This is a genomic window from Bacillus sp. VA13, assembly GCF_055710085.1.
In genome coordinates this window covers 532,589-555,651 of sequence record NZ_JBVQPP010000003.1, presented here as the reverse complement: position 1 = coordinate 555,651, position 23,063 = coordinate 532,589, and the positions used below count along the sequence as shown (strand labels likewise).

At 43.1% G+C, this 23,063-nt stretch carries 21 protein-coding genes and 1 pseudogene; 12 read left to right on the top strand and 10 right to left on the bottom strand.

Annotated elements, in window-relative coordinates:
* Window positions 1–16 precede the first annotated feature (16 nt).
* The 3 genes from AC0C66_RS14795 to AC0C66_RS14785 all read left to right on the top strand — a co-directional run bounded on the left by AC0C66_RS14795 (window position 17) and on the right by AC0C66_RS14785 (window position 2,976).
* Window positions 17–1,012 carry an aldo/keto reductase gene (locus tag AC0C66_RS14795; RefSeq protein WP_472973611.1) on the top strand — a complete coding sequence of 332 codons (996 nt, stop codon included), beginning with the start codon at window positions 17–19 and terminating at the stop codon, window positions 1,010–1,012.
* Between the two features lie 135 nt (window positions 1,013–1,147).
* Window positions 1,148–1,747, top strand: a complete 600-nt coding sequence (locus tag AC0C66_RS14790) for a 1-acylglycerol-3-phosphate O-acyltransferase (RefSeq protein ID WP_003224182.1) — start codon at window positions 1,148–1,150, stop codon at window positions 1,745–1,747.
* 101 nt (window positions 1,748–1,848) lie between these two features.
* On the top strand, window positions 1,849–2,976 hold the full coding sequence (locus tag AC0C66_RS14785; RefSeq protein WP_014113193.1) for an NAD(P)/FAD-dependent oxidoreductase: 1,128 nt from the start codon (window positions 1,849–1,851) through the stop codon (window positions 2,974–2,976).
* 20 nt (window positions 2,977–2,996) lie between these two features.
* On the opposite strand, the gene AC0C66_RS14780 is transcribed toward AC0C66_RS14785, so the two are convergent.
* The 3 genes from AC0C66_RS14780 to cueR form a co-directional block, all read right to left on the bottom strand.
* Window positions 2,997–3,896: an NAD-dependent epimerase/dehydratase family protein gene (locus AC0C66_RS14780; protein ID WP_003224186.1), complete on the bottom strand. Its 900-nt coding sequence runs from the start codon at window positions 3,894–3,896 to the stop codon at window positions 2,997–2,999.
* Between the two features lie 159 nt (window positions 3,897–4,055).
* Entirely contained in the window at window positions 4,056–5,390 is a 1,335-nt protein-coding gene (locus AC0C66_RS14775) for a hemolysin family protein (RefSeq protein WP_088679553.1), read from the bottom strand.
* 60 nt (window positions 5,391–5,450) lie between these two features.
* Window positions 5,451–5,882, bottom strand: coding sequence for a Cu(I)-responsive transcriptional regulator (gene cueR, locus AC0C66_RS14770; protein WP_032727347.1), 432 nt, complete (start codon window positions 5,880–5,882; stop codon window positions 5,451–5,453).
* Between the two features lie 853 nt (window positions 5,883–6,735).
* On the opposite strand from cueR, the gene fabD reads away from it, so the two are divergent.
* Together fabD and AC0C66_RS14760 are read left to right on the top strand one after the other, a co-directional pair.
* Window positions 6,736–8,970: an ACP S-malonyltransferase gene (gene fabD / locus AC0C66_RS14765; protein ID WP_088679552.1), complete on the top strand. Its 2,235-nt coding sequence runs from the start codon at window positions 6,736–6,738 to the stop codon at window positions 8,968–8,970.
* Between the two features lie 77 nt (window positions 8,971–9,047).
* Window positions 9,048–9,802: pseudogene (locus AC0C66_RS14760) on the top strand (aminotransferase class I/II-fold pyridoxal phosphate-dependent enzyme); the annotation flags it as partial.
* Between the two features lie 196 nt (window positions 9,803–9,998).
* Here the strand turns inward: AC0C66_RS14760 and pdxR are convergent.
* A complete protein-coding gene (gene pdxR / locus AC0C66_RS14755) occupies window positions 9,999–11,408 on the bottom strand; it encodes a MocR-like pyridoxine biosynthesis transcription factor PdxR (protein WP_080376129.1) in 1,410 nt (469 codons plus the stop codon).
* A gap of 1,216 nt (window positions 11,409–12,624) precedes the next feature.
* Here pdxR and loaP point away from each other — a divergent pair.
* A complete protein-coding gene (gene loaP / locus AC0C66_RS14750) occupies window positions 12,625–13,167 on the top strand; it encodes an antiterminator LoaP (protein WP_088679550.1) in 543 nt (180 codons plus the stop codon).
* A gap of 198 nt (window positions 13,168–13,365) precedes the next feature.
* Window positions 13,366–14,751: a hemolysin family protein gene (locus AC0C66_RS14745; RefSeq protein ID WP_072182720.1), complete on the top strand. Its 1,386-nt coding sequence runs from the start codon at window positions 13,366–13,368 to the stop codon at window positions 14,749–14,751.
* A 13-nt stretch (window positions 14,752–14,764) separates the two neighbouring features.
* Here the strand turns inward: AC0C66_RS14745 and crcB are convergent, their stop codons facing one another.
* Genes crcB through AC0C66_RS14730 form a run of 3 tightly spaced genes read right to left on the bottom strand, consistent with a single transcriptional unit; the run spans window position 14,765 to window position 16,231 of the window.
* Entirely contained in the window at window positions 14,765–15,121 is a 357-nt protein-coding gene (crcB, locus tag AC0C66_RS14740) for a fluoride efflux transporter CrcB (protein ID WP_061188269.1), read from the bottom strand.
* The gene (locus AC0C66_RS14735; RefSeq protein ID WP_072182721.1) at window positions 15,118–15,513 is read right to left on the bottom strand and encodes a fluoride efflux transporter FluC; all 396 of its coding nucleotides are present in this window, start codon (window positions 15,511–15,513) and stop codon (window positions 15,118–15,120) included. Before AC0C66_RS14735 ends, crcB begins: the two co-directional genes overlap by 4 nt.
* A complete protein-coding gene (locus AC0C66_RS14730; protein WP_072182722.1) occupies window positions 15,500–16,231 on the bottom strand; it encodes a glycerophosphodiester phosphodiesterase in 732 nt (243 codons plus the stop codon). The genes AC0C66_RS14735 and AC0C66_RS14730 overlap by 14 nt, the downstream gene beginning before the upstream one ends.
* A gap of 235 nt (window positions 16,232–16,466) precedes the next feature.
* Between AC0C66_RS14730 and AC0C66_RS14725 the strand changes: the two genes are divergently transcribed.
* The 3 genes from AC0C66_RS14725 to AC0C66_RS14715 all read left to right on the top strand — a co-directional run bounded on the left by AC0C66_RS14725 (window position 16,467) and on the right by AC0C66_RS14715 (window position 18,655).
* Entirely contained in the window at window positions 16,467–16,574 is a 108-nt protein-coding gene (locus AC0C66_RS14725; RefSeq protein ID WP_003224203.1) for a YhdX family protein, read from the top strand.
* Window positions 16,575–16,723: 149 nt separating this feature from the next.
* On the top strand, window positions 16,724–17,839 hold the full coding sequence (gene mscY, locus AC0C66_RS14720) for a small-conductance mechanosensitive channel protein MscY (RefSeq protein ID WP_072182723.1): 1,116 nt from the start codon (window positions 16,724–16,726) through the stop codon (window positions 17,837–17,839).
* A 72-nt stretch (window positions 17,840–17,911) separates the two neighbouring features.
* Complete coding sequence (locus AC0C66_RS14715) at window positions 17,912–18,655, top strand: NAD-dependent protein deacylase (RefSeq protein ID WP_072182724.1); 744 nt, start codon at window positions 17,912–17,914, stop codon at window positions 18,653–18,655.
* A gap of 28 nt (window positions 18,656–18,683) precedes the next feature.
* Here the strand turns inward: AC0C66_RS14715 and AC0C66_RS14710 are convergent, their stop codons facing one another.
* A complete protein-coding gene (locus AC0C66_RS14710) occupies window positions 18,684–19,532 on the bottom strand; it encodes a polysaccharide deacetylase family protein (RefSeq protein WP_088679549.1) in 849 nt (282 codons plus the stop codon).
* A 285-nt stretch (window positions 19,533–19,817) separates the two neighbouring features.
* Here AC0C66_RS14710 and dat point away from each other — a divergent pair, with 285 nt between their 5' ends.
* The gene (gene dat, locus AC0C66_RS14705) at window positions 19,818–20,666 is read left to right on the top strand and encodes a D-amino-acid transaminase (protein ID WP_072182726.1); all 849 of its coding nucleotides are present in this window, start codon (window positions 19,818–19,820) and stop codon (window positions 20,664–20,666) included.
* 42 nt (window positions 20,667–20,708) lie between these two features.
* Here dat and nhaC read toward each other — a convergent pair whose 3' ends face one another.
* Both nhaC and AC0C66_RS14695 read right to left on the bottom strand, forming a co-directional pair.
* Window positions 20,709–22,070, bottom strand: coding sequence for a Na+/H+ antiporter NhaC (gene nhaC / locus AC0C66_RS14700; protein ID WP_072182727.1), 1,362 nt, complete (start codon window positions 22,068–22,070; stop codon window positions 20,709–20,711).
* A 125-nt stretch (window positions 22,071–22,195) separates the two neighbouring features.
* On the bottom strand, window positions 22,196–22,696 hold the full coding sequence (locus AC0C66_RS14695; RefSeq protein ID WP_014113208.1) for a universal stress protein: 501 nt from the start codon (window positions 22,694–22,696) through the stop codon (window positions 22,196–22,198).
* A gap of 163 nt (window positions 22,697–22,859) precedes the next feature.
* Here AC0C66_RS14695 and AC0C66_RS14690 point away from each other — a divergent pair, with 163 nt between their 5' ends.
* Window positions 22,860–23,021: a hypothetical protein gene (locus AC0C66_RS14690; RefSeq protein WP_072182743.1), complete on the top strand. Its 162-nt coding sequence runs from the start codon at window positions 22,860–22,862 to the stop codon at window positions 23,019–23,021.
* Window positions 23,022–23,063 lie beyond the last annotated feature (42 nt).

Sequence of the window (23,063 nt, the reverse complement as noted above, 5' to 3'; positions counted from 1 at the left end):
GTGAAGGAGTGGCATAATGGAATATACCAGTATTGCAGATACAGGAATCAAAGCCTCCAGAATCGGCCTCGGTACATGGGCGATTGGCGGAACGATGTGGGGAGGCACTGACGAAAAAACATCCATCAAAACAATCCGCGCCGCTCTTGATCAGGGGATTACACTGATTGACACCGCGCCGGCTTATGGCTTCGGGCAGTCCGAGGAAATCGTCGGCAAGGCGATCAAGGAGCACGGCAAAAGAGATCAGGTGATTCTCGCAACGAAAACGGCTCTGGACTGGAAGAACAACCAGCTGTTCCGCCACGCGAACAGAGCGAGAATCATAGAGGAAGTCGAGGCTTCTTTGAAGCGGCTTCAAACGGATTATATTGATCTTTATCAGGTGCATTGGCCTGATCCGCTTGTGCCAATTGAAGAAACGGCAGAAGTAATGAAGGAATTATATGATGCGGGGAAAATCCGGGCGATTGGCGTCAGTAATTTTTCAGTTGAGCAAATGGATACATTTCGCGCCGCTGCACCGCTTCATACGGTACAGCCTCCATATAATCTGTTTGAAAGAGAAATCGAAGAGAATGTTCTTCCGTATGCAAAAGACAAACAGATCACAACGTTATTATACGGCAGTTTATGCAGAGGGCTGTTAACAGGAAAAATGACCGAAGAGTATCCATTTGAGGGCGACGATCTGCGAAATCACGATCCGAAATTCCAGAAGCCCCGCTTTAAAGAGTATCTTTCCGCTGTCAAACAATTGGATGAGCTGGCGAAGACACGTTATGGAAAATCAGTGATTCACTTGGCCGTCAGATGGATCTTAGATCAGCCGGGAGCGGATATCGCTCTTTGGGGAGCAAGAAAGCCTGAGCAGGTTGAGGCGGTATCAGAGATTACAGATTGGAAGCTGAGCAGTGAAGATTATAACAACATCAATGCCAAATTAGAAAATACGATATCAGACCCGGTCGGGCCGGAGTTTATGGCACCGCCGACCAGGGAGGAAATATAACAAAAGCTGAGGGTGAATCCTCAGCTTTTTAGCGTTTTAACCGGAGAAATCATAAAAAATTAGTACCAGGTAATAAAAAATGTTGTTATAATAAGTAACAGTAAGAATCATTGATTACGACAAAGGAAGTGCGATATGTATAAGTTTTGTGCAAATGCTTTAAAAGTTATTCTTTCTCTTCGCGGAGGAGTGAAGGTGTATAACAAAGAAAACCTTCCGGCCGATTCAGGTTTTGTCATCGCGTGTACACACTCCGGCTGGGTTGATGTGATCACACTCGGAGTCGGGATTCTTCCTTATCAAATACACTACATGGCGAAAAAAGAGCTTTTTCAAAATAAATGGATCGGTTCGTTTCTGCAGAAAATTCATGCCTTTCCGGTAGATCGGGAAAATCCCGGGCCAAGCAGTATTAAAACACCGATTAAGTTGCTGAAAGAAGGAGAGATCGTCGGTATCTTCCCAAGCGGAACAAGAACCTCTGAGGACGTGCCTTTGAAAAGAGGTGCGGTGACGATTGCGCAAATGGGGAAAGCGCCGCTCGTTCCCGCTGCTTATAAAGGGCCCTCAAGCGGAAAGGAATTGTTCAAAAAAGGAAAAATGAAGCTTATTATCGGTGAGCCTCTTCAGCAGGCTGATTTTGCCCACCTGCCGTCAAAGGAAAGACTTGCAGCTATGACAGAGGCTTTGAATAACAGTATTAAAGAACTTGAAAAGAAGCTTGAGCAGTTATAAACCATCAGTACTTCTACTCACTAATTTCCCGATTGTTTATAAGTTCCTCGGCAATTAGCTATACTAATTGAGGAATTGACTATTGGGAAAGGTTACGGAAAATGAAAAAAATCATCGTAGTCGGAGCTGGAATTCTGGGAGCGTCAACTGCATATCAGTTAGCCAAAATGGGGGCTGAGGTTCTTGTTATAGATCGGAAAGATAAGGGACAGGCCACCCATGCGGCGAAAGGCATTATTTGTCCGTGGCTGTCACCCAGGCAAAATCAGGCGTGGTACAGAATGGCAAAGGCAGGAGCACACTTTTACCCCAGCTTCATAGAGGAGCTTAGAAAAGAAGGCGAGAAAGAAACGGGTTATGCTCCTGTTGGTGCTCTTAGTATCCATCACGAGAAAGAAAAGGTAGAGAAAATTGAAAAACGGGTGCAGGAACGCAAACAAGATGCCCCGGAAATCGGTGAGATTTCCTTTCTATCTGAAATGAAAACAGCTGGCATGTTTCCGCTGCTGGCTAAACGGTACCATTCCATTCATATAAGCGGAGCTGCCCGAGTGGATGGTGAAGTGCTGAGAGATGCATTAGTGCGTTCAGCTCAAAGAATGGGCGCCGTTTTTTTAACAGGCGATGCCAAGCTTCAATATCATGCGAAACGAGTGACAGGAGTAACCGTGAGTGATGAACGTTATGCTGCTGATGAGGTGATTGTTTGTGCAGGTGTATGGGCAGAGCAATTGCTGGAACCTTTGGGCATTCGCTTCAAAGTAAGCGTGCAAAAAGCGCAAATCGTATATGTGCAGGTTCCGGCCGCAAATGATATGGACAGCTGGCCGGCTGTGATGCCGCCTTCTAAGGAATATCTGTTAGCTTATGCTGACAAGAGAATAGCCATCGGAGCAACTCGTGAAGATGACATAGAAGGACATGATGTACGGATAACGGCCGGCGGGCTGCAGGAATTGTTGAACAAAGGTTTAGAAATGGCTCCTGGTTTAGCAAATAGCACCTTTCAAGAAGCAAGAGTCGGTTTACGCCCCTTTACACCAGGTGATGTGCCGGTGATCGGACCCCTTCCCGGCTGGGATGGGATCATAGCAGCAAATGGCCTTGGATCGTCAGGTTTGACAATGGGGCCCTATATGGGGCTGCAGCTGGCAAAGCTGGCTCTCAAAATGGATGTAGACATCAATTTAGAAGATTATGATATAAAAAAAGCAGCAGACGTTCATTGAACATCGGCTGCTTTTTGTTTTTATATTTTGGATAATGAAAGCTGATCCTCTGGCAGTGCTTTGAGTGAGCCGTCATTGTTTAATACAGAACGCCACGTATAACGCGGTTCATAACCAAGGATCTTTTTCGCTTTATCGATTGCCATCAGCGTTTCATATCCTTTTATATCTCTTTTTAAAGAGACATCCGGGAAAAACCGCTTAACTAAGTCTTCACTCGGTTCTTTCATGATGGTGTCCGGCGCAGTAATATGGAAGACATCGTTCCCGAGATTATTTTTTTCGACTGCAAGGAGGCAAGCGTGTGCTGCATCTCTTACATCGCAATACGCCCATGCATTTTTCTTTTGTATCTCTTTTTGCTGCTCGTTCCAGTGCATGCCAGGGATTTTTTCGTACTCATCAGGCTCATATATATTCGCAAAACGGAGAGTGACAATTTGTGTTTTGGTAAGCTTTGAATACATATCTGAGAGAATTTCAGTCAGCCGTTTTGCCATGGCATACGATGATTTTACGATCGTCGGGTGCTCCTCGTCTACAGGAAGGTAGCTGAGCTCTTTCGGGACAAACGGATATCCCAGCACCGTTTCACTTGAGGCCCATACCAGCTTAGGGATTTTAAAATCTTTACAGGCTTCCAAGACATTAAAATTAACGAGCATATTATTTTCAAATATCGCCTGGGATGTATTCCTGACATCGGTCGGGATATTCCCGAGGTGGACCACAGCATCACAGCCCATAATAAGCTGGCATACCTGGCCATAATCCCGCAAATCTGCTTGAATAAATTTTTTCGATGCTGATTCTTCTCTTAATAACCGATCTGACGCTGTCACATCGTGGCCGGCCTCCAATATTGTTCTTACGGCCCACCGTCCTATTTTGCCTGCTGCCCCAGTTACCACTACTTTCATGTTTTCACTCCTTTTTCTTGTTTTAAATGAGATCGAACCCCCTGATTAGACTTCCCGAGGATTAGCGTTTTATTAGCAACAGTTTTCATAGGAGCAGAATGGGGAGGCTAAAACAAAACATAATAAAAAAGACACCTCAATAAAAGGTGTCTTTTCACATTATGCTTCTTTCGGTTCTCCAGCTTCGACCAGCTCTTCTGCCGCAAGCTTTTTAACTTCAATATAAGCGACGTGGTGACCGTCAATTTCGTTGATGATAAATTCGCAGCCTTCTTCGATGATAGAATCGCCTTTTTCAACATCGTATTTTTGGGTAAGGAACCAGCCGCCGATTGTATCGACTTCTTCGTTCTCTAAATGGATGCCGAGCAGGTCGTTTACTTGATCGATCAACACTTTTCCGTCAAGAATATAATGGCCTTCGCCGATTTTGCGGATTTCGTTAATTTCATCAATATCAAATTCATCGCGGATTTCGCCGACGATTTCTTCGATAATGTCTTCAACCGTCACGAGCCCGGCAGTCCCGCCGTATTCATCAGACAGGATGGCCATGTGGACCCTTTCTTTTTGCATTTTGACAAGCAGATCTTGGATCGGCGCAGATTCAATGACATGAATGATCGGGTTGACGAATTGAGAAATGGTGGAATCAACAGATACCTCGCCGCTGATGCAGGCGGTTAGCACTTCTTTAATATTAATAACCCCGATAATGTTATCCTTATCGCCCTCTTCTACAGGGTAGCGGGTATATTTTTCAATCTGAATGATGTCCATCATTTCAGAAATCTTGATATCATGCGGAAGGCTGACAATTTCGGTCCGCGGAATCATAATTTCTTTCGCGAGCCTGTCATCAAATTCAAAGATTTTATTCACATATTTAAACTCTGACTGGTTAATTTCACCGCTTTTATAGCTTTCAGACAGAATGATTCGCAGCTCTTCTTCAGAGTGAGCGAGTTCGTTTTCTGAAACGGTCTCCAGGCCAAATGCTTTTGTCAATAACCGTGCGGAATTGTTCAAAAGCCAAATGAACGGGAACATAATGCGGTAAAACCAAATCAACGGTTTCGCAAACAGCATAGACACTGCTTCCGCCTTTTGGATAGCGACTGTCTTAGGTGCAAGTTCTCCGACAACAACGTGCAGGAACGTGATAATGGCATACGCAAAAATAAACGATATGACATGTGAAAGGGAACCTGGAACGTTCAATTGTACGAAAAGCGGGTGAAGCAGCCTTTCAATCGTTGATTCACCTAAAACCCCTAATCCGATGGAAGTCAATGTAATTCCGAGCTGACACGCAGATAAATATTCATCAAGATGCGTGGTCACTTTTTTTGCGGCTATTGCTGCTTTATTTCCTTCCGCGATCAGCTGATCGATCCGTGAGCCTCTGATTCTGATAATGGCAAACTCAGATGCCACGAAAAATGCCGTCAGGGCGATTAAAACAGCAACTAAAATCAAATTCACTATGTCCAATTAGAACCTTCATTCTAGCAATGAGAATGAAGGTAACACCTCCTGTTAGATAGAATGGTTTTAACTTAACAGCAGCATAAATGATTGGAACACGGCGAGCTTTTCGGGCGGGAGCTTGCTTTTCAGCTTGTCACGATCCTCGGGCTTCAGCCGTTCAAACCGATGCAAGATTCCGGAGATGTTTTGATTCATATGATCAATTTCTAATGCCAGATTTCCAATTTCATCATCAAGTTTAGCTGAAGAGGGAAACTGGTTCTCCAGTCGATCTTTAATATCGGACAGGGCCAATCGCTGCTTCTTACAATCTACAATAAATATAAGCCGTTTGAGTGCATTTTCGTCGTAGTAACGGTAATTTGAACAGGATCTGGCCGGCGTAAGCAGACCGATATTCGTATAATAATCAACTGTTCGTTTCGTTACTCCGGCAAGTGCCGCTAGTTCACTGATGCGATAAGTCTCAGCCCCATCTATATCCCTCCCAACCATCACGTTATAGTTATGAGAATAGTTTAATATATGAATGGTGTCTTGCACAAGTTTATTGTTTTTGATGAGTGAGTTAAAATATAATGTATTTTTTGAAAAGATTCTCATATAGCATTGACTAAATGATACATATTTTGCATAATCAAGTGGATACAATACGAAATGAATAAGAAATGTGGGTAGCCATTCGCTGTTTCGGCACGATGGTGAACATAGTGAACCAAAAGTGGAATCGAATGAAAAAGGAAACATTCCCACAGGTTTTACATGGAGATCAATTTTCTTAATGTACTAGCATTGATCTCACAATTATTATATATGATTTATTACGGGTGTGGAGTAAATTCATTTATATTTTTCTGAATATTTCAATATTTAGATCTCTTTCGCAATGAAAGGATAAATGGCTGAACGGTCTCATTTTATTTATTTGGGCTTTTAAACAAGGCTCTCAGTAGATTAAAAAAGAAGATATGGTATTCTGAAATTCGTTTAAAATATGGATGAAAATAACAGAAGAGTCAATCCGTCTTAGATAATGTGACGTGCTTGAAGTTTGCCGTTTTGGCCATTTAATTTAGATATAGGTTTTGAAAACAGTTGGCTTTTACCAATTGTCTGTGTTCAACTTATTTCATATAATTCACTACAATTTAAATAGTTTATTCCGATTCACAGGTCACAAGACTGCCAATTAGCTACTAAGTAATCAATGACTTACACATATTTATGTAGATGTTGATATTTCATGGTCTTCAGCCGATTTTGCCCAGAAGGAATATCGGCCCGGCTTAAAGAGAAAACCGCTGCGAAATCAGCAGACTTATTATGAAGCAGAAAGGAAGACAGGAGATTGAAAGCATATGTTTTTCCGGGACAAGGATCCCAGTATAAGGGGATGGGCAGCAGCCTATTTGATGAGTTTTCAACCCTGACAGAACAAGCAGATGATATTTTAGGATATTCAATTAAAAATTTATGTCTACATGACGAAAACCAAAAACTGAGTCAAACAGAGTATACTCAGCCTGCTCTTTTTGTGGTGAATGCATTAAGTTATCTAAAAAAGGTCAATGAAACAGGGAAAAAACCTGATTTTGTAGCAGGACATAGTCTTGGTGAGTATAACGCTTTGTTTGCCGCAGATGTATTTGATTTTGAAACTGGCTTGCTGCTGGTAAAAAAGAGAGGAGAACTGATGGGCAAGGCCGCTGGGGGAGGCATGGCTGCGGTCATCGGTTTTCCTGTCGAAAAGATCAAGCACCTATTAAAAGAAAATAGCCTACCGGTTGATATTGCTAATCATAATTCACCGACACAGATTGTGATCTCTGGTTTGAAATCGAATATACTGCTGGCACAACCTATTTTTGAAAAGGCGGGTGTAGCGGCTTTTATCCCGTTAAAAGTGAGCGGAGCATTTCATTCCCGTTACATGGCTGATGCGGAAAGAGAGTTTTCTGACTTTCTAGAAGGTGTTCAGCTAAAACCTCCAACAATACCTGTCATTTCAAATGTTGAAGCAATGCCCTATGGGCGAGAAGACATCGAAAAAAATATAACGATGCAAATTACTCATCAGGTCAAATGGACAGACAGCATAAGGTACTTGTCAGCAATTGGGGTGCAATCCATTGAGGAAATAGGGCCAGGCAATGTACTTACGAAGCTGACGCAAAACATTCAAAAAGAAGCAGAGCCTCTGCAGCTTAATCATAGAAAAAAACAGTTTGAGCATGTCGCGAAGATTACACCGCAGACCCTTGGGAGCAATTCATTTAAAAAAGAATACGGATTACAATATGCATATGTGACAGGTTCCATGTATAGAGGAATTGCGTCAGAACAGATGGTGGTTCAAGTTGGAAAAGCAGGAATGCTTGGATTTTATGGAACGGGAGGCATGAAAATTGAATCGATTGAACAAGCGATTCAATATATACAACATAAACTGACAAATGATGAATCTTTCGGTATGAATTTGCTATGTAATCTGGATAAACCGCAATTAGAGGAAAAAAAGATAAAATTGTATTTAGATTATGGAATAAACATAATCGAAGCGGCGGCTTATATTAGCCTAACAGCTCCTCTCGTGATGTACCGGGCCCGCGGCGTCCAAAGAAAACAGGATGGAACGGTTGAAGCGAAGAATAGAATATTTGCAAAGGTGTCTCGGCCTGAGGTGGCAGAAATTTTCCTGCGACCTGCCCCGGACCATTTATTGAAGCAGTTAACTGAAGAAGGGAAAATTACTCATAATCAGGCCGAATTGATGAGAAAAATCCCGATGGCTGATGAGATAACTGTCGAAGCTGATTCGGGCGGGCATACGGACAAGGGCTCAGCGTACGCTCTCATGCCAGCCATAATTAAGCTGCGGGATAAAATTCATGCAGAATACCGCTATCCCCAAAAAGTACGAATCGGTTCAGCAGGAGGGATTGGAACACCTGAGGCTGCGGCTGCTGCATTTATACTCGGTGCGGATTATATTGTAACAGGTTCTATTAACCAGTGTACTGTGGAAGCTGGAACAAGCAATGCGGCTAAGGATTTGCTTCAGGACGCGAATGTACAGGATACCGATTATGCTCCAGCTGGGGATATGTTTGAAATCGGGGCCAAAGTCCAGGTACTCAAAAAAGGATTGTTATTTCCTGTCAGAGCCAATAAGCTTCATGAGTTGTATCAGAATTATAGATCAATAGATGAAATAGATGAAAAAACGAGAAGAATGGTTGAGGAAAAATATTTTCATCGAACATTCGAAGAAGTTTATGAAGACATAAAAAAATATAAGGCTTCTTATGAGATAGAAAGAGCAGAGCGTCAGCCGAAGCACAAAATGGCACTTATCTTCAAATGGTATTTCGGAAATGCAACGAGGCTAGCACTTATTGGGGATCAAAAAGAAAAAGTAAACTATCAGATTCACTGCGGTCCTGCACTAGGTGCTTTTAACCAATGGGTCAAAGGGTCAGAACTGGAAAACTGGAGAAACCGTCACGTCCATAAAATTGGTGAAAAATTAATAACAGAAACTGCCGATTTATTGAATCAGCGTTATAACGCAATGGTCAATTAGAAGGTGATGGCATCTCAATTTCCATTGAAATAGTATAGAAAGAATTCAGTTTTCAAGAAGGGATAGGTGAGATTGACAGGATGTATATTGAGAACTATGGCGGGAAGGCTGTGAGCTGCCCGATGACAGCCCGGTTCGAGATTGATATTGAAGCGGTAAGGCAGGTGATCGCCCCTCAGACGAAGGTCTCATCCTGAATACACCGCATAACCCGACGGGAACCGTACTCAGCCAGAAAAATATAAATGATCTAGGCGCTCTGTTAAAATAGATTAAAAACAAACGGCCAAACGATCTATGTTGTTATTTGATGAACCGTACAATCAGCTGATTTATGATGAAGAGCTGACAAATCCTTTTCAATCTTATCATCGTGTATTTTGGCGAGTTTATTCAGTAAAGACCACGGCATAGCAGGGGAGCGGCTCGGTTATATCGGCTTAGACAGCAGCATGCCGGTCTTTTGATAAACGCTTTTGTGTACAGTAATTGAACGCTTGGATTTGTATATGCGCCTGTCATGATGCAGCGCTGTGGCGAGGATGAATAATTTAAGAATAGAAGCAAACGCTTATAAAGAACGCAGAGAACTTATGGTTGACATTTTAAAGGAAGTCGGATTTGAATTTTAACTGGAAAAAGGTGGTTTACTTCGTTTTTCCGAAATCGCCAATTGAAGATGAATTCACATTTTATGTACAAGCAGCGCAAAGTATAAATTGTTAGCTGTTTTGGAATGAGAGGGCATTGCTGTTTATTCTTCAGTGTGCCTCTGGAGCAAATCAAAAAATCACGGGAAATCTTTATTTCCTTATATAAAGAATTTTCATAAAGAGAGAAAGTTTGAATAATTAATGTTTGGCATCTCTCTAGGAGTTATCTAGGAATAATTAGCATAATAGGGATCGGAACTGTTATATCTTTGTTTAATACTTCTTTACAATTAGCTGCGAGAACTGAAGAAGATCTCTGACGGACAAATCAGTTAACTAAAAAGATACCACCACGTGCTGGTATCTTTTTTATATTTATGTGATTTTCCAAGCCTTTGCCAGCTTCTTTATACCACACTTTATTGTTTCTTCAGATAATGCGCCAAATCCAAGCAGAACGGCAGCAGTTGAGGCTGATGATGGTTCCAGGAAATAAATGGAGGACGGATACACGTTGATGCCCTCTTTTTTTGCAGCAAGGATCAATTCATTTTCAGACATATTATTCTTTACTTTCAACAAAATATGCAGGCCAGACCCCTGACTCAAAATGTCTGCCTGATCCTGAAAGAAATGATTCACCGCATTAACTAAAATATCATGTTTCTTTTGGTATAAACGGCGCATTTTCCGAATGTGCCTCGCAAAATCATTTGATTCCATAAACAATTGGAGCGTCTTTTGCAATAGAGGGGACGCAAGCTGATTATAACTGTTTATCTGCTTCTGAAAGCGGTGAAACAAAGAGCGGGGCAGGATGAGATAACTTATTCTGAAAGAAGGTGACATAATCCTCGAGAAAGTACCGGCATAAATCACCCTATTATGCTTATCTATGCTTTGGAGCGTCGGAAGAGGACGTTCGTTAAAACGGAATTCGCTGTCATAGTCATTTTCAATTACATATGCATTTTTTTTATAAGCCCACTGCAGCAGCTCCATTCGCTTTTTCATCGAAAACGTCATACCAAGAGGAAATTGATGAGAGGGGGTTACATAAACGGCTTGAGCTTGGCTGTTGTATAAGTCCTTCATACTAATGCCATCAGACTCCAGAGTTAAAGATCGATAGCTGAAGGAAGGGAATTGTTCAAATATCCCTTTTACTCCAATGTTTACAGCTTCTTCAATGCCTACTATTGCGACATCATCCTTTAGCAGATGAAACAAAAGCTGAAGTGAATGATAGGTTCCTGCGCCGATTATAATTTGATCAGGTGAACAGCATACCCCCCGTAGTTGGTGCAAGTATGATGCAATTTCCTTTCGTAAGCCGTATTCACCCTGTAGGTCTGCATTTTGAAGCAGATGATGGTTTTCGGATGTTAAACATATATTGCTCCATTTTTTCCACTTTTTAAAAGGGAAATGATGAAGGTCGACATGGTCATAATGAAAGTCATAACTCGCGATTGATTTTTTTTGCTCCTCTTCTTCTGATTCTCCGGCAGTTTCAGCATGCAAAGACGGGATGTCTTCCGGAGAAACAGCGTAAAAACCGCTTCGGGGCCTGCTTCTGATATATCCCTCTCCTAGCAAAAGATCATAGGCATCTGCGATAGGCGTTCTGCTGATTTTTAAATATACTGATAGATTTCTGATTGAAGGAAGTCTTGAATCCGGTTTTATTCTCCCCGACACGATTTCCTCACGTATGTAATTGTACAGTTGTATGTATAAAGGCATTTTCGATTTTTCATCAAGTAGCGGCATGATTTCAATCACTGGGAGTGTGCTCCTTTGCTAATAAACTGACACCCAAAAGTAAGCGAAAACTGACCATTTATCATTTTCTGAAATTTGGATACGATAATGATAACATTTTTTCAAACTTATGTATATAATTGTTAGATTTTATTAGATATAAGGAGTGTAAGACATGCCTGCTATTTTGCCAAATATCAAACGGTTGACCCCGTATGTCAGAAGACAGCATATAAAGGGTGCATGACGATCAAGCAATGAAAACCCATACTCTCTTTCAGCTTCTGTCAGGGAAGTACTTAGACGGATTGGATAGAAGAATCTGCGGTTATATCCCGACACTTTATGTTATGAAATGCTGAAAGATTTGTTCCACACTCTTCATGTAAAGTCGGGGGAAAACATTGTTTGGGAACAGGTCAAGCGAGCAGATCTCACTCATTTTTCAAGCAAACATCAACATCGGCTTAAAATCGCCATTACAGACCCTTCAATGTTTCTATTATACTTTAGCGACAGAGACAATCGGTAGGTGTAAATCAGACAACTTTAAGGTCGGCATTGACGTGGTGAGAAAGTAGAGTTAATGCAGCAGTATTCGCAAATCGAATGCCCGACTGTACTTCGGTTTTTATGCACAGAAGTAGGGAAAATAGCCTATTTGTTCTCCGGATTCAACATTATAGATGAATGCTCCATGGATTTTGCAGAGATTTAAATACATCGTCGATACCGTGAATTCAAGATATGACAATGTGATAGTAATGTGAATATTTTCAAAATCAAATTTACTTTTCAGCGCCCGTGTCGGCTAAGGTATTGCCGATGAAGAACTTATCCAGGCGTTGATGAAAGTAAAAACTCTTTATAACATAAACTCACTCAGTCAAAAGCTGGCGCTGGCTACATTGCGTAATCAGAACACTCCGCTGCTTAACTGAAAAATTGCCAAAATATTGGCTTTGCCATTATGCCACCACAGACCAATTTTGTTAAATGCATTCCGCCCTATGGTATATAGACAAAACAATTGTATGAATAACTTCTTGAAAAACAAATCAATGTCCATTACTTCAGTGAAAATCTGTTAGAAAATAAGCTGAACATTTCGATTGGGACAAATGGAGAAATCGGAATGCTGTGTGTAAAAATCAAGCGGTTGTTGGTTTTTCGATAAAGAGACCGCCTCATTATAGATATAGTTTTATTTCTATTTTACTTGGAAGGATAATATCTAATGAACTGGTATGCAATCTTTGTTGAAAGCGGAAAAGAAGAAATTGTCCAAAAATATTTAAACATGTATTTTGATATGGATACGCTACATTCAATGGTCCCGAGAAGGATTGTGCCCGAACGAAGAAAAGGGAAAATCTATCATGTTATGAAAACATTATTTCCAGGTTACGTACTTATCAAAACAAAAATGAATGGCAACATGCTACATAAAATGCGTTCAATTCCTAACTTCTATCGTTTTGTAAATATCGGCAGCTGTTACACTAAAGAAGCAGGGGAATATTATTGTCAAATACAAGAAGAGGAAATGAGCGTTTTATTTAAATTGATAGAAAAAGGTGACATTATTAGCTATTCAAAGGTTCGATTAGAGGGATCTAAAGTTAATGTCACTGCCGGGCCTCTTCATGGGCTGGAAGGTTCGATAAAAAAAATTGATAAACGGAAAAACAGAGCAAAAGTCCAGCTGAACCTGCTGGGTAAAGAACAAACTGTAGAACTTGGGATTGAACTGACCGTCAATGATACTTTACACTCCTAAAAGTCTAAAAATTAAAAATCATTTTCGGAATGAGTTGTGTTACAATAAAATATACAAATTATAATCAAACTTTGACTTGGAGGTGGTATGATGGGGCCCTCTGCTTAGGCAACAATACACCGCGTACCTCAATGTTAAGGGAAAATGATTATATCAGGAGGTGACTCCTTATCCTTTCCATGAGGGGGATAAGGTTAAATGGACGATATTGACAGTCTGATTTTAATTGGCGTGCTCATTGCTTTAACCGCGTTTTTCGTTGCGAGCGAGTTTGCGATTGTTAGAGTAAGGAGATCCAGAATAGATCAGCTTATAACGGAAGGAAACAAACGGGCGATACTCGCAAAGCGTGTCATTACAGATTTGGATGAATATTTATCCGCATCCCAGCTGGGCATTACATTGACATCAATCGGGCTTGGCGTGCTGGGGGAGCCGGCATTTGAACGGATGCTGCATCCATTGTTTGAACCGCTCGGCCTGCCGGAATCGGTTTCTCATGCGATCTCATTTGCGGTCGCATATGGCTTGATTACATTCCTGCACGTTGTTGTAGGTGAGCTTGCCCCGAAAACGGTCGCGATTCAAAAGGCTGAACAGCTGACCTTGCTGATAGCGGGTCCATTGCGTTTATTCTATTTGCTCCTGTTTCCGTTTATTTGGATCCTCAATGGATCGGCGCGGTTTTTATGCGGCATGTTCGGTTTAAAGCCTGCGTCAGAACATGACGGTTCCCATTCTGAGGAAGAACTCAGAATGCTGTTGTCTGAGAGTTTAAAAAACGGAGAGATTAATCCGTCTGAATATAAATATGTGAATAAAATTTTCGAATTTGATAATCGGATCGCCAAAGAAATTATGATACCGCGGAAGGAAATGGCAGCTGTGTCAACAGAGATGACAATGGCCGAGATGCTTGAAGTCATGCTGAAGGAAAAATACACGCGCTGGCCTGTCACAGATGGGGACAAAGACAGTGTCATCGGTTTGGTTAATACGAAGCATTTGTTTTCCGATTTGCTGTTTATGACAGAAGAGGAACGAATGAAGATGACGATCCATCCGTATGTGCGACCCGTAATCGAAGTGATGGAAACCATCCCGGTTCATGACTTGCTAATTAAAATGCAGCGCGAACGTATTCATATGGCCATATTGTCTGATGAATACGGAGGAACCTCGGGACTTGTGACGACAGAGGATATTCTTGAGGAAATTGTCGGCGAGATCAGAGATGAATTTGACGAAGATGAACAGCCGCTGATCCAAAAGCTTGGCGATCGCCATTATGTGATGGACGGAAAGGTTCGGATCGATCAGGTGAACAGCCTTCTTGGCGCATCGATTCAAGAGGACGTCGATACGATCGGCGGACTGATATTAAAAGAAAACATCGATATTGAGGCTGGTGAATCCATCCGCATCGGTTCATATACGATAAAGGTGCTGAAGATGGACGGCCGATTAATCAAACAAATCGATATAAAAGAAGAAGCTGGCAACACAACCGGGATTACGGCGCACCACACGCTGCCAATGCCTGAGCCTGTGATGCTGAACAGTGCAACCTTGAGCGAGAAATAAGCTCAAGGTTTTTTTACGTTGCAATTGTCCAGCCGCACCAAAATGCTAAAAGCGACCCGCAAATCGTCAGGGCGATGTACAGGATGCTTTCCATTACGCGTTTGGCCAGCAGGAGCTGAACACTTTCAACGCTGAAAGTGGAAAAGGTCGTGAAGGCGCCAAAAAAACCCGTGCCGATGATGAGGGAGGCCGAAGCATTTGTAACGTGAAGCCCTGTGAATATTCCAAGCCCGAGAGCTCCGAGAATATTGACTGTTACTATGCCGATGGGCAGGCTGAGACCTTTGGATTTGGCGGTTATGACATTGCCAACCCAGAAGCGCAGCATCGCGCCAAGACCGCCCGCTATGAAGATACCCGCTAGTGTCATCTTTCCTGCAGCCCCTTTCTTAGCAGAATGCCTGCTATGCGCCGTCCCGCCAGAACGCCAATCAGTGCAAGAACGATTCCCGATATCAGTGAGACTGCCATATACAAAACAGCCAGTGAGGATTGTGCTTGCAATAGCATCACCGTTTCTTTAGAAAACGTAGACATTGTCGTAAATCCGCCGCAAAAGCCGGTGCCTAAAAAAGCCGACAGCAGAGGCCGTTTTGCCCTGATCATAAAAAAACCGGTCAGCATGCCTAATAGAAGGCTGCCTGCCGCGTTTTCCAGCCAGGTTGCTGCCGGGAATTGATCGGTGTGTATCCACATGTTTAATCCGTATCGGAGGCAGGCGCCAAGCGCGCCTCCGATAAAAACTGCGCTATATATTTTCATGTTTTCCATCCTTTTTGATGAAATCCGGGTAGTCTGTTACGATGCCGTCCACACCCATGGCTTGTAATTTTGCTGCTGTCTTTTGATTCTTGACAGTCCATGCGAATACTTTTAAGCCATTTTTATGGGCGGAAGCGATCATCAGCCGGTTGAGTCGTGTGTATTTTATATTGACATAGTTTGCGATAGATTGGCAGGCCTTCAGCTGATTTCTGGACAGCATGCCAAAATTGGGCCTTGTAATGACTGCTGTCGGAATCGATGGATAAAGCTCACGGAACCTCTGGACGGAGCGGAATTGAAAGGATTGGACAATATTGTTGATAGAAAAAGAAAATTGCTCTAACAGCTGTCCCACTTCTTCTTCAATTCCGACTTGAGATGGATGGCCTTTTAATTCAATTAAAAGGCCGATTTTTTTATGGTAGCGCTTAAGCACCGCTTCCAAGGTTGGAATGCGCTCTCCCTGAAAAGCGGGGCCGTACCAGCTTCCTGCATCAAGCTTTTGCAATTCCTCCAATGTAAAATCCTTAACAAAACCCGAGCCGTTTGTTGTTCTGTCAACCCTGTCATCGTGTATCACAACAATCTGCCTGTCTTTTGTAAGCTGGACATCCAGTTCGATCATATCTGCATTCTTTTCCGCCGCAAGGTCAATTGCGGCAAACGTATTTTCCGGAGCGTAACCTGATGCTCCGCGATGGGCAATGGTGTACAAGCTAAGTCAGCTCCTCGTATGGGCATTTCTGTTATTGTATCAAATCCATATATGCGCGGCGATACAAACTGGTGAATTTTTTCTGCCATAATCGGAATGGTCCGGGCTGAGGGCTGCGTATAACTAAAAAAAAGACACTCAGCGCATCAGAACATATTTCGCCAGGAAATTAGGCCTTTCGACATATTCACAAAACATTCTGTTACTTTATAATAGCAAAAAAGGAGGCGAGATCATGGGAAAAGGGAGAATCAGAGTGGAGGAAAGAATTAAAGCCGAAACGGATGCTGAAATGCAAAAAGCAACTCTCCTTGATCAGACACAAACGAAAAAAAGTAAGTGACTGTCCCTATTGAATCTGGCTGATAGATGAATTGAGAAATGACCCCGGCGGAACGCCGGGGTTTTGTGCTGTAAAAAGACATTTAGAAGAGCATCTTTACGAATCTTTTAGTATAATAAACATTCGATTTAAATAGAAGGGAGACTGTCATGCCAGATTATCTGCAGCAATATTTCACGCTTGATAAAATCATACAAATCGGCATCAGCTTGGCGATTTTGCTGGTGTTTCTTATACTCAGAAAATTGTTCACAAGATATTTCTTTAACCTGCTTTTTAATTTGACAAACCGGCCGAAAACAGAAATTTTCAAACAGGTGGTTCTGGCGTTTGAAAAGCCGGCCAGATGGTTTTTTGTTGCCTTAGGGCTGTTTTTAGCGATCCGGTATTCACCGTTTTTAGACGAACAAATGCCGGTCATCAGCAAAATATATCGCTCACTGATTGTTGCGTTATTGTGCTGGGGGCTTTGTAATTTGACCGCAGCGTCGTCGTTTATTTTCCATAAGGTGAATCAGCGCTTCGAGCTGGACATGGATGACATTCTGGCGCCGTTTTTATCCAAATTGCTCCGTTTTGTCATCATTGCGCTCAGTGTCAGTGTGATCGCTCAGGAATTCAATTATGATGTCAACGGGTTTGTGGCGGGCCTAGGTCTTGGCGGGCTGGCCTTTGCGCTTGCAGCGAAGGATACCATCAGCAACTTCTTCGGCGGTATCATTATCATTACTGAAAAGCCGTTTACCATCGGTGACTGGGTGGAGACGTCGACAGTAACCGGATCAGTAGAAGATATTACCTTCAGGAGCACGAGATTCAGAACAGCACAGGGGGCGCTTGTAACGGTGCCGAACTCTACGCTGTCGATGGAAGCGATCACGAACTGGACGAGAATGACCAAACGCCAGATCACGTTTTCCATCCATGTGTCCTATGCAACGCCGATTGAGAACCTTGAACGCTCCATTCGTTCTCTCAGAACCATGCTCTTAGAACATGAGGGCGTTGATGATGAAACGATCATGGTCAACTTTGATACGTTTGCCGACAGCTACTACAATTTATTTTTCAACTTCTATACAAAAACAACGGTTTGGGCTGAAAACCTTGATGTTAGAGAGGATATCAACTATAAAATTATTGAAATTCTCGCCGCAGAAGGTGTTGAGTTTGCATACCCCGGCCAAATGGTTTTTGTAAAGCAAAAGCACCAAAACGATCCGTTCCAAGTCAATCTGAATAAAGAGGAAAAGGAACGGGCTTAAAAGGGAAAGACTTCGTCTGACAGAGGCGGAGTTTTTTTCGTGGTAAAATAAGAGAAAAAAGGCGGTGTTGAGTTGGAAGCATTCAGAAATATTTTAAATGAAGCGCAGCGAATTATCGTGCTGACCGGAGCGGGGATGAGCACAGAATCAGGGATTCCCGACTTTCGTTCAGCCGGGGGCATTTGGACGGAGGATGCCTCAAGAATGGAAGCGATGAGCCTTGATTACTTTTTACACCATCCACGTCTGTTTTGGCCTAAATTCAAAGAATTGTTCCAGATGAAAATGAGCGGCAGCTTTGAACCGAATGAAGGGCACTTGCTTTTAGCTGAGCTGGAGAAGGAAGGGAAGCAGGTCGATATTTTTACGCAAAACATTGACGGTCTCCATAAAAAAGCCGGGAGCAGACATGTGTACGAACTGCATGGCTCTATCCAGACAGCAGCTTGTCCGGCATGCGGCGCCCGTTATGATCTCCCTCATTTGCTGGAGCGGGAGGTGCCAGAGTGCACGGCGCCCGGAAAAGATGGTGACATTTGCAGAACGGTATTAAAAACCGATGTTGTTCTCTTTGGCGATGCCGTCTTGCACTTTGACACCCTTTATGAAAAGCTGGATCAAGCAGATCTTTTATTGGTCATCGGCACGTCTCTCGAAGTTGCTCCGGCGAGATTTGTGCCTGAGGACGCAAGCCAGATTCCCGGCCTGAAGAAAGTCATCATTAACCTCGAGCCGACGTATTGTGACAGCTTGTTTGACATGGTTATCCATCAAAAAATTGGGGAGTTTGCCCAAAGTTTGGGCATAAAAAAGTGAGGCCGCCATATGCGTGCGCCTCACTTTTTTATTCATGAACAGGAACCATGGTGTCCTCTAACACTCCGAAGGAATAGCCTTTTTCTTTTAGTTTATTGATTAATGCCGGCAGCGCGTTTACGGTAGCGGGAAGATCATGCATGAGAATGACATACGGCCTGCTTGAATGGCTGTGTTCCATATTCTCAAGCTGCTGTAATACTGCCGTCACATATTTTGAATTTCGGTATTTCCAGTCCATGCTGTCAATCGTCCAATCCCAGTACACAAAACCGTCTTTCTCAAGATTGCGGATTTGTGAAGCGGTCAGTGACGGCTTGCTCCCGTATGGCGTTCTGACAAGATCGGTTTTATATCCTGTAATGTCTTGCAGCGTGTCACGCGCCTTCTGCATTTCTTTTAACGGAGATGTCGGTGTTTGATAGAACAATTTGTTATTATGGGTGACGCCGTGTAAACCAAGGGCGTGGCCTTCCTTTTCTGCCCTTTTCACCGCTTGTTTGAATTCGTTCATCCGCGGTGACAGCATAAAAAATGTCGCTTTTACATCAGCGCTTTTCAGTACGTCGAGCAAGCGGGTTGTATAGGCTGACGGACCATCATCGAAGGTTAAGTAAACCGTCTTATCTCCCATGTTCTGCTTTGTCTGCAGATGTTTGATCAGAAGATCGGGGGAGTCGTTTTTCAGCTTCAGGCTTTCCTTCTCATTGCGAAGCTGGCCGTTTGTGGTGACAGTGACTTCCTTTGCTTTCGATGAGCTGTTGGAATACCCCACAATCACCATAAGCAAAAGCAGCACACATAAAACTGCTAAACTTGCAAATTTAAAAGCAAGCGAAACTGCAGAAGGAGAAGCGTCTCCTCTTGTTTGTCGCATAACAATCTCTCCATTGGCATAAAATCTCTACATACTGCTGTACAGCAGGCAGCTTATGAAGATGCCATATGTTTACAACCTATGTATTACCAGTCAAGTATACAGGAATAAAACTGGAAAGAACATAGAAAATTTGTCGAAATATCAGATTTTAAGGAAAAAATAAACTCCTTCCCGCTATAGATCTCTTGGATCTTTCTGTTTTTCAGCTAGTCCAATATGGTAGAATAAGTGGCAATGACAGCTAGAAAAACATCAGGGAAATCTCGAAAAGGGAGGGCTATTATGAAGGTTTTAGTCAACGGCCAGCTGATCGAACGCAGCGAAGCTTCGATCGATTTGGAAGATCGCGGTTATCAGTTTGGTGACGGTATCTATGAGGTTATCAGGGTGTACAAAGGGGTATTGTTCGGCTTGCGCGAGCATGCGGAGCGTTTTTTCAGAAGTGCGGCTGAAATCGGAATGTCACTGCCGTTCAGTATAGAAGATTTAGAGTGGGACCTGCAAAAACTTGTACAGGAGAATGCGGTCAGTGAGGGAGCGGTATACATTCAGACAACAAGAGGTGTGGCGCCGCGAAAACACCAGTATGAATCTGGACTTAAGCCGCAGACTACTGCTTACACATTTACCGTGAAAAAACCGGAGCAAGAGCAGGCATACGGAGTGGCAGCCATTACAGATGAGGATCTTCGCTGGCTGAGATGCGACATTAAAAGTCTGAATTTACTGTATAATGTTATGACCAAGCAAAAAGCCTATGAAGCAGGAGCATTTGAAACGATTTTACTAAGAGACGGCACTGTTACGGAAGGTACATCCTCTAACGTTTATGTTGTGATCAATGGGATGGTGCGAACGCATCCAGCTAATCGGCTCATTCTCAATGGAATTACACGGATGAATATTTTAGGGCTTATTAAAAAGAACGGGATCGAGCTTGAAGAGACGCCTGTCAGTGAGGAAGAACTGAGACAGGCGGAAGAGATCTTTATTTCGTCAACGACGGCAGAGATCATTCCGGTCGTGACGCTCGATGGGGAATCGGTCGGAAGCGGTGAACCCGGACCGGTGACAAAACAGCTTCAGGCTGCTTTCCAAGAAAGCATTCAGCAGGCAGCAAGCATTTCATAATGAAACATAAAAAAAGAGCCCGCTTTGCACGCGGAGCTCTTTTTATTTTTTAATAAATCCAACCAAAATGGAGATCATCGGCGATATATAGAGGAAGAACGTAAACGGGATATAGTCTATGACGGGAACACCAAGTGCGCTCGCCATAAAAGCACCGCATACTCCCCAAGGGATCAACGGATTCATTAATGTCCCGCCGTCCTCTAAGGATCTGGAAAGAAATTTTCGCTGGATGTTTTGTTTGTCGTATAAGGTTTTAAATGATTGTCCCGGTATTAATATTGAAAGATACTGTTCTCCGGTTGCCAAATTGATGCCGATGCTTGAACAGACAGTTGCCGCAATCAGATGGCCTTTTGAGCGGATGCCTTTCATGACACCTTCCAATAGCGCGGAAATCAATCCGATTTTCTCCATCAGCCCGCCGAGTGCAAAAGCAATCATAATGAGCGAGACTGAGCCCATCATGGATTGCAGTCCGCCTCTGTTGATAATTTTAGCGGCGGCCTCATTGTCAGTTTCGAACGTCGTGCCATTTTGCAAAGCTGTCATAAACGCCTGCAGGCTGCTGTCAGGTACAAAAATAGCAGTCAAAATTCCCGAGGAAATAATTCCGGCAGTCAGCACGGGAATCACGGGCACACGCCTAACCGCCAGCAAAACGACTAAGAGCGGTGAAAGAAGAGCCCACGGCGTTACGTTTGCGGCATCCTTGATTCCGGTTATGACATGTTGAATATCATCGGTTGAAGCAGTGTCCGCTGACACAGATAAACCGAGAAAGTAAAACAGTACGACGGTGATGAGCAAAGCCGGAATAGTAGTGCCCATCATATGGCGAATGTGTTCAAAGATTGGTATTTCGCCTATGCCGGCGGCAAAATTGGTTGTGTCCGACATCGGCGACATTTTATCACCAAAGCATGCGCCGCATATGACCGCGCCTGCCGTCCATTCAAGCGGAACGCCGGCCGCGCTCGCCACTCCGATCAGCGCGACCCCAATCGTGCTCACAGTTGTCAGGCTTGAGCCGACAAGCGTGCTGATGATCATGCAGGAAAACAAAGCAGTCAAAAGAAGGTGGCTGGGTTCAATAAAGGAAAGGACATAAACCGTTACGGACGGTATTGCGCCGCTGTACATCCAAGCGCCGATTAAGATGCCGATCAGCGCCAGAACGATAATTGGCTGTACGCCGTTCTTGATCCCATCTGTAATCCCTTTTTCTAAGGACTTCCAGGAAAACCCGAACCATAAACCGGCAGCTGAAAGCATGATAACACATAGAAACAGCGGGATATGCGGTTCTGTATGAAGCGAGAATAAGCAAGAAATAATGATTCCTAACATAAATATAAATAAACCGACGGCTAACGGAAACGTCAGCTTTTTTTGAGAATCCAAAATAACACCCCATATTTATCTTTAATGCTTTTGCGCTTTTGGGCACGAAAGCATTATAACAGAAAAAAACGAAAATCTATGTTTTTTCACAATTATGAATTTAAAAAAGCGAGCACAGGGCGTGCTCACTTTACAATCAGGACGGGTATATCCGATTTCGCTGATAGCTTTTCACTTACACTTCCGAATATTAGCTTTTTCAGCCTGTTTTGGTCTCTGCTTCCGGTTACGATCATATCGGCAGAAATGCGGTTTGCATACTCGATAATTGATTCAGCCGGATCGCCTTCTAATATATCAATATTTCCATCAGCCTGCTGGTCATTCAGCATCATTCTGGCTTCGGCGATGACTTCTTCCGTACGATCTTCATAGATCATTGGCTCAGGTGGTGCAACATCTGATATCAGCGGATCAGGAACACTTGTCATGCCTCCGCCAATATAGCTTGCCCCTGCTGCAGGCCTCGGCGGGTCGATGATGGTCTGATTGTCTTTCATATCATGTGAATGGGCGACGGTAATGGCAGCATTTACGGTTTTAGCAAGATCGATGGCTGTCTGCAGCGCTTTCTTACTATTTTCACTTCCGTCAAACGCAACGATGATACGGTCAGCATGAAACATCATTCTCACCCTTTCAAAAACGTCTTACAACACAATACCCGGATTCGAGTACAATTAACCTTTTCCTATTCAAGTAATGATTGACAAAAAAAGGTTTTGTTTATATGATGAAAAAAAGATGAAATCAGAATGGAAGGAGGGTTTGCTATGCCAAGGAATTTTCGTGTTTACAAAACAGTTTCATATTGGTGCGGCAAACCCCATGTTCTGTTTGATTGAACGGTTTTTTCAGTCTAGCCGCGCGCTGAAAAGCGCTGTGCATATCATATCGGTTAAAAAAGGCATGGAGCTGACGCTTCATGCCTTTTTTATATACAAAATCTAAGGAAAGACAGGTGTATGGGATGTGAAGACAAATACAGAGGCG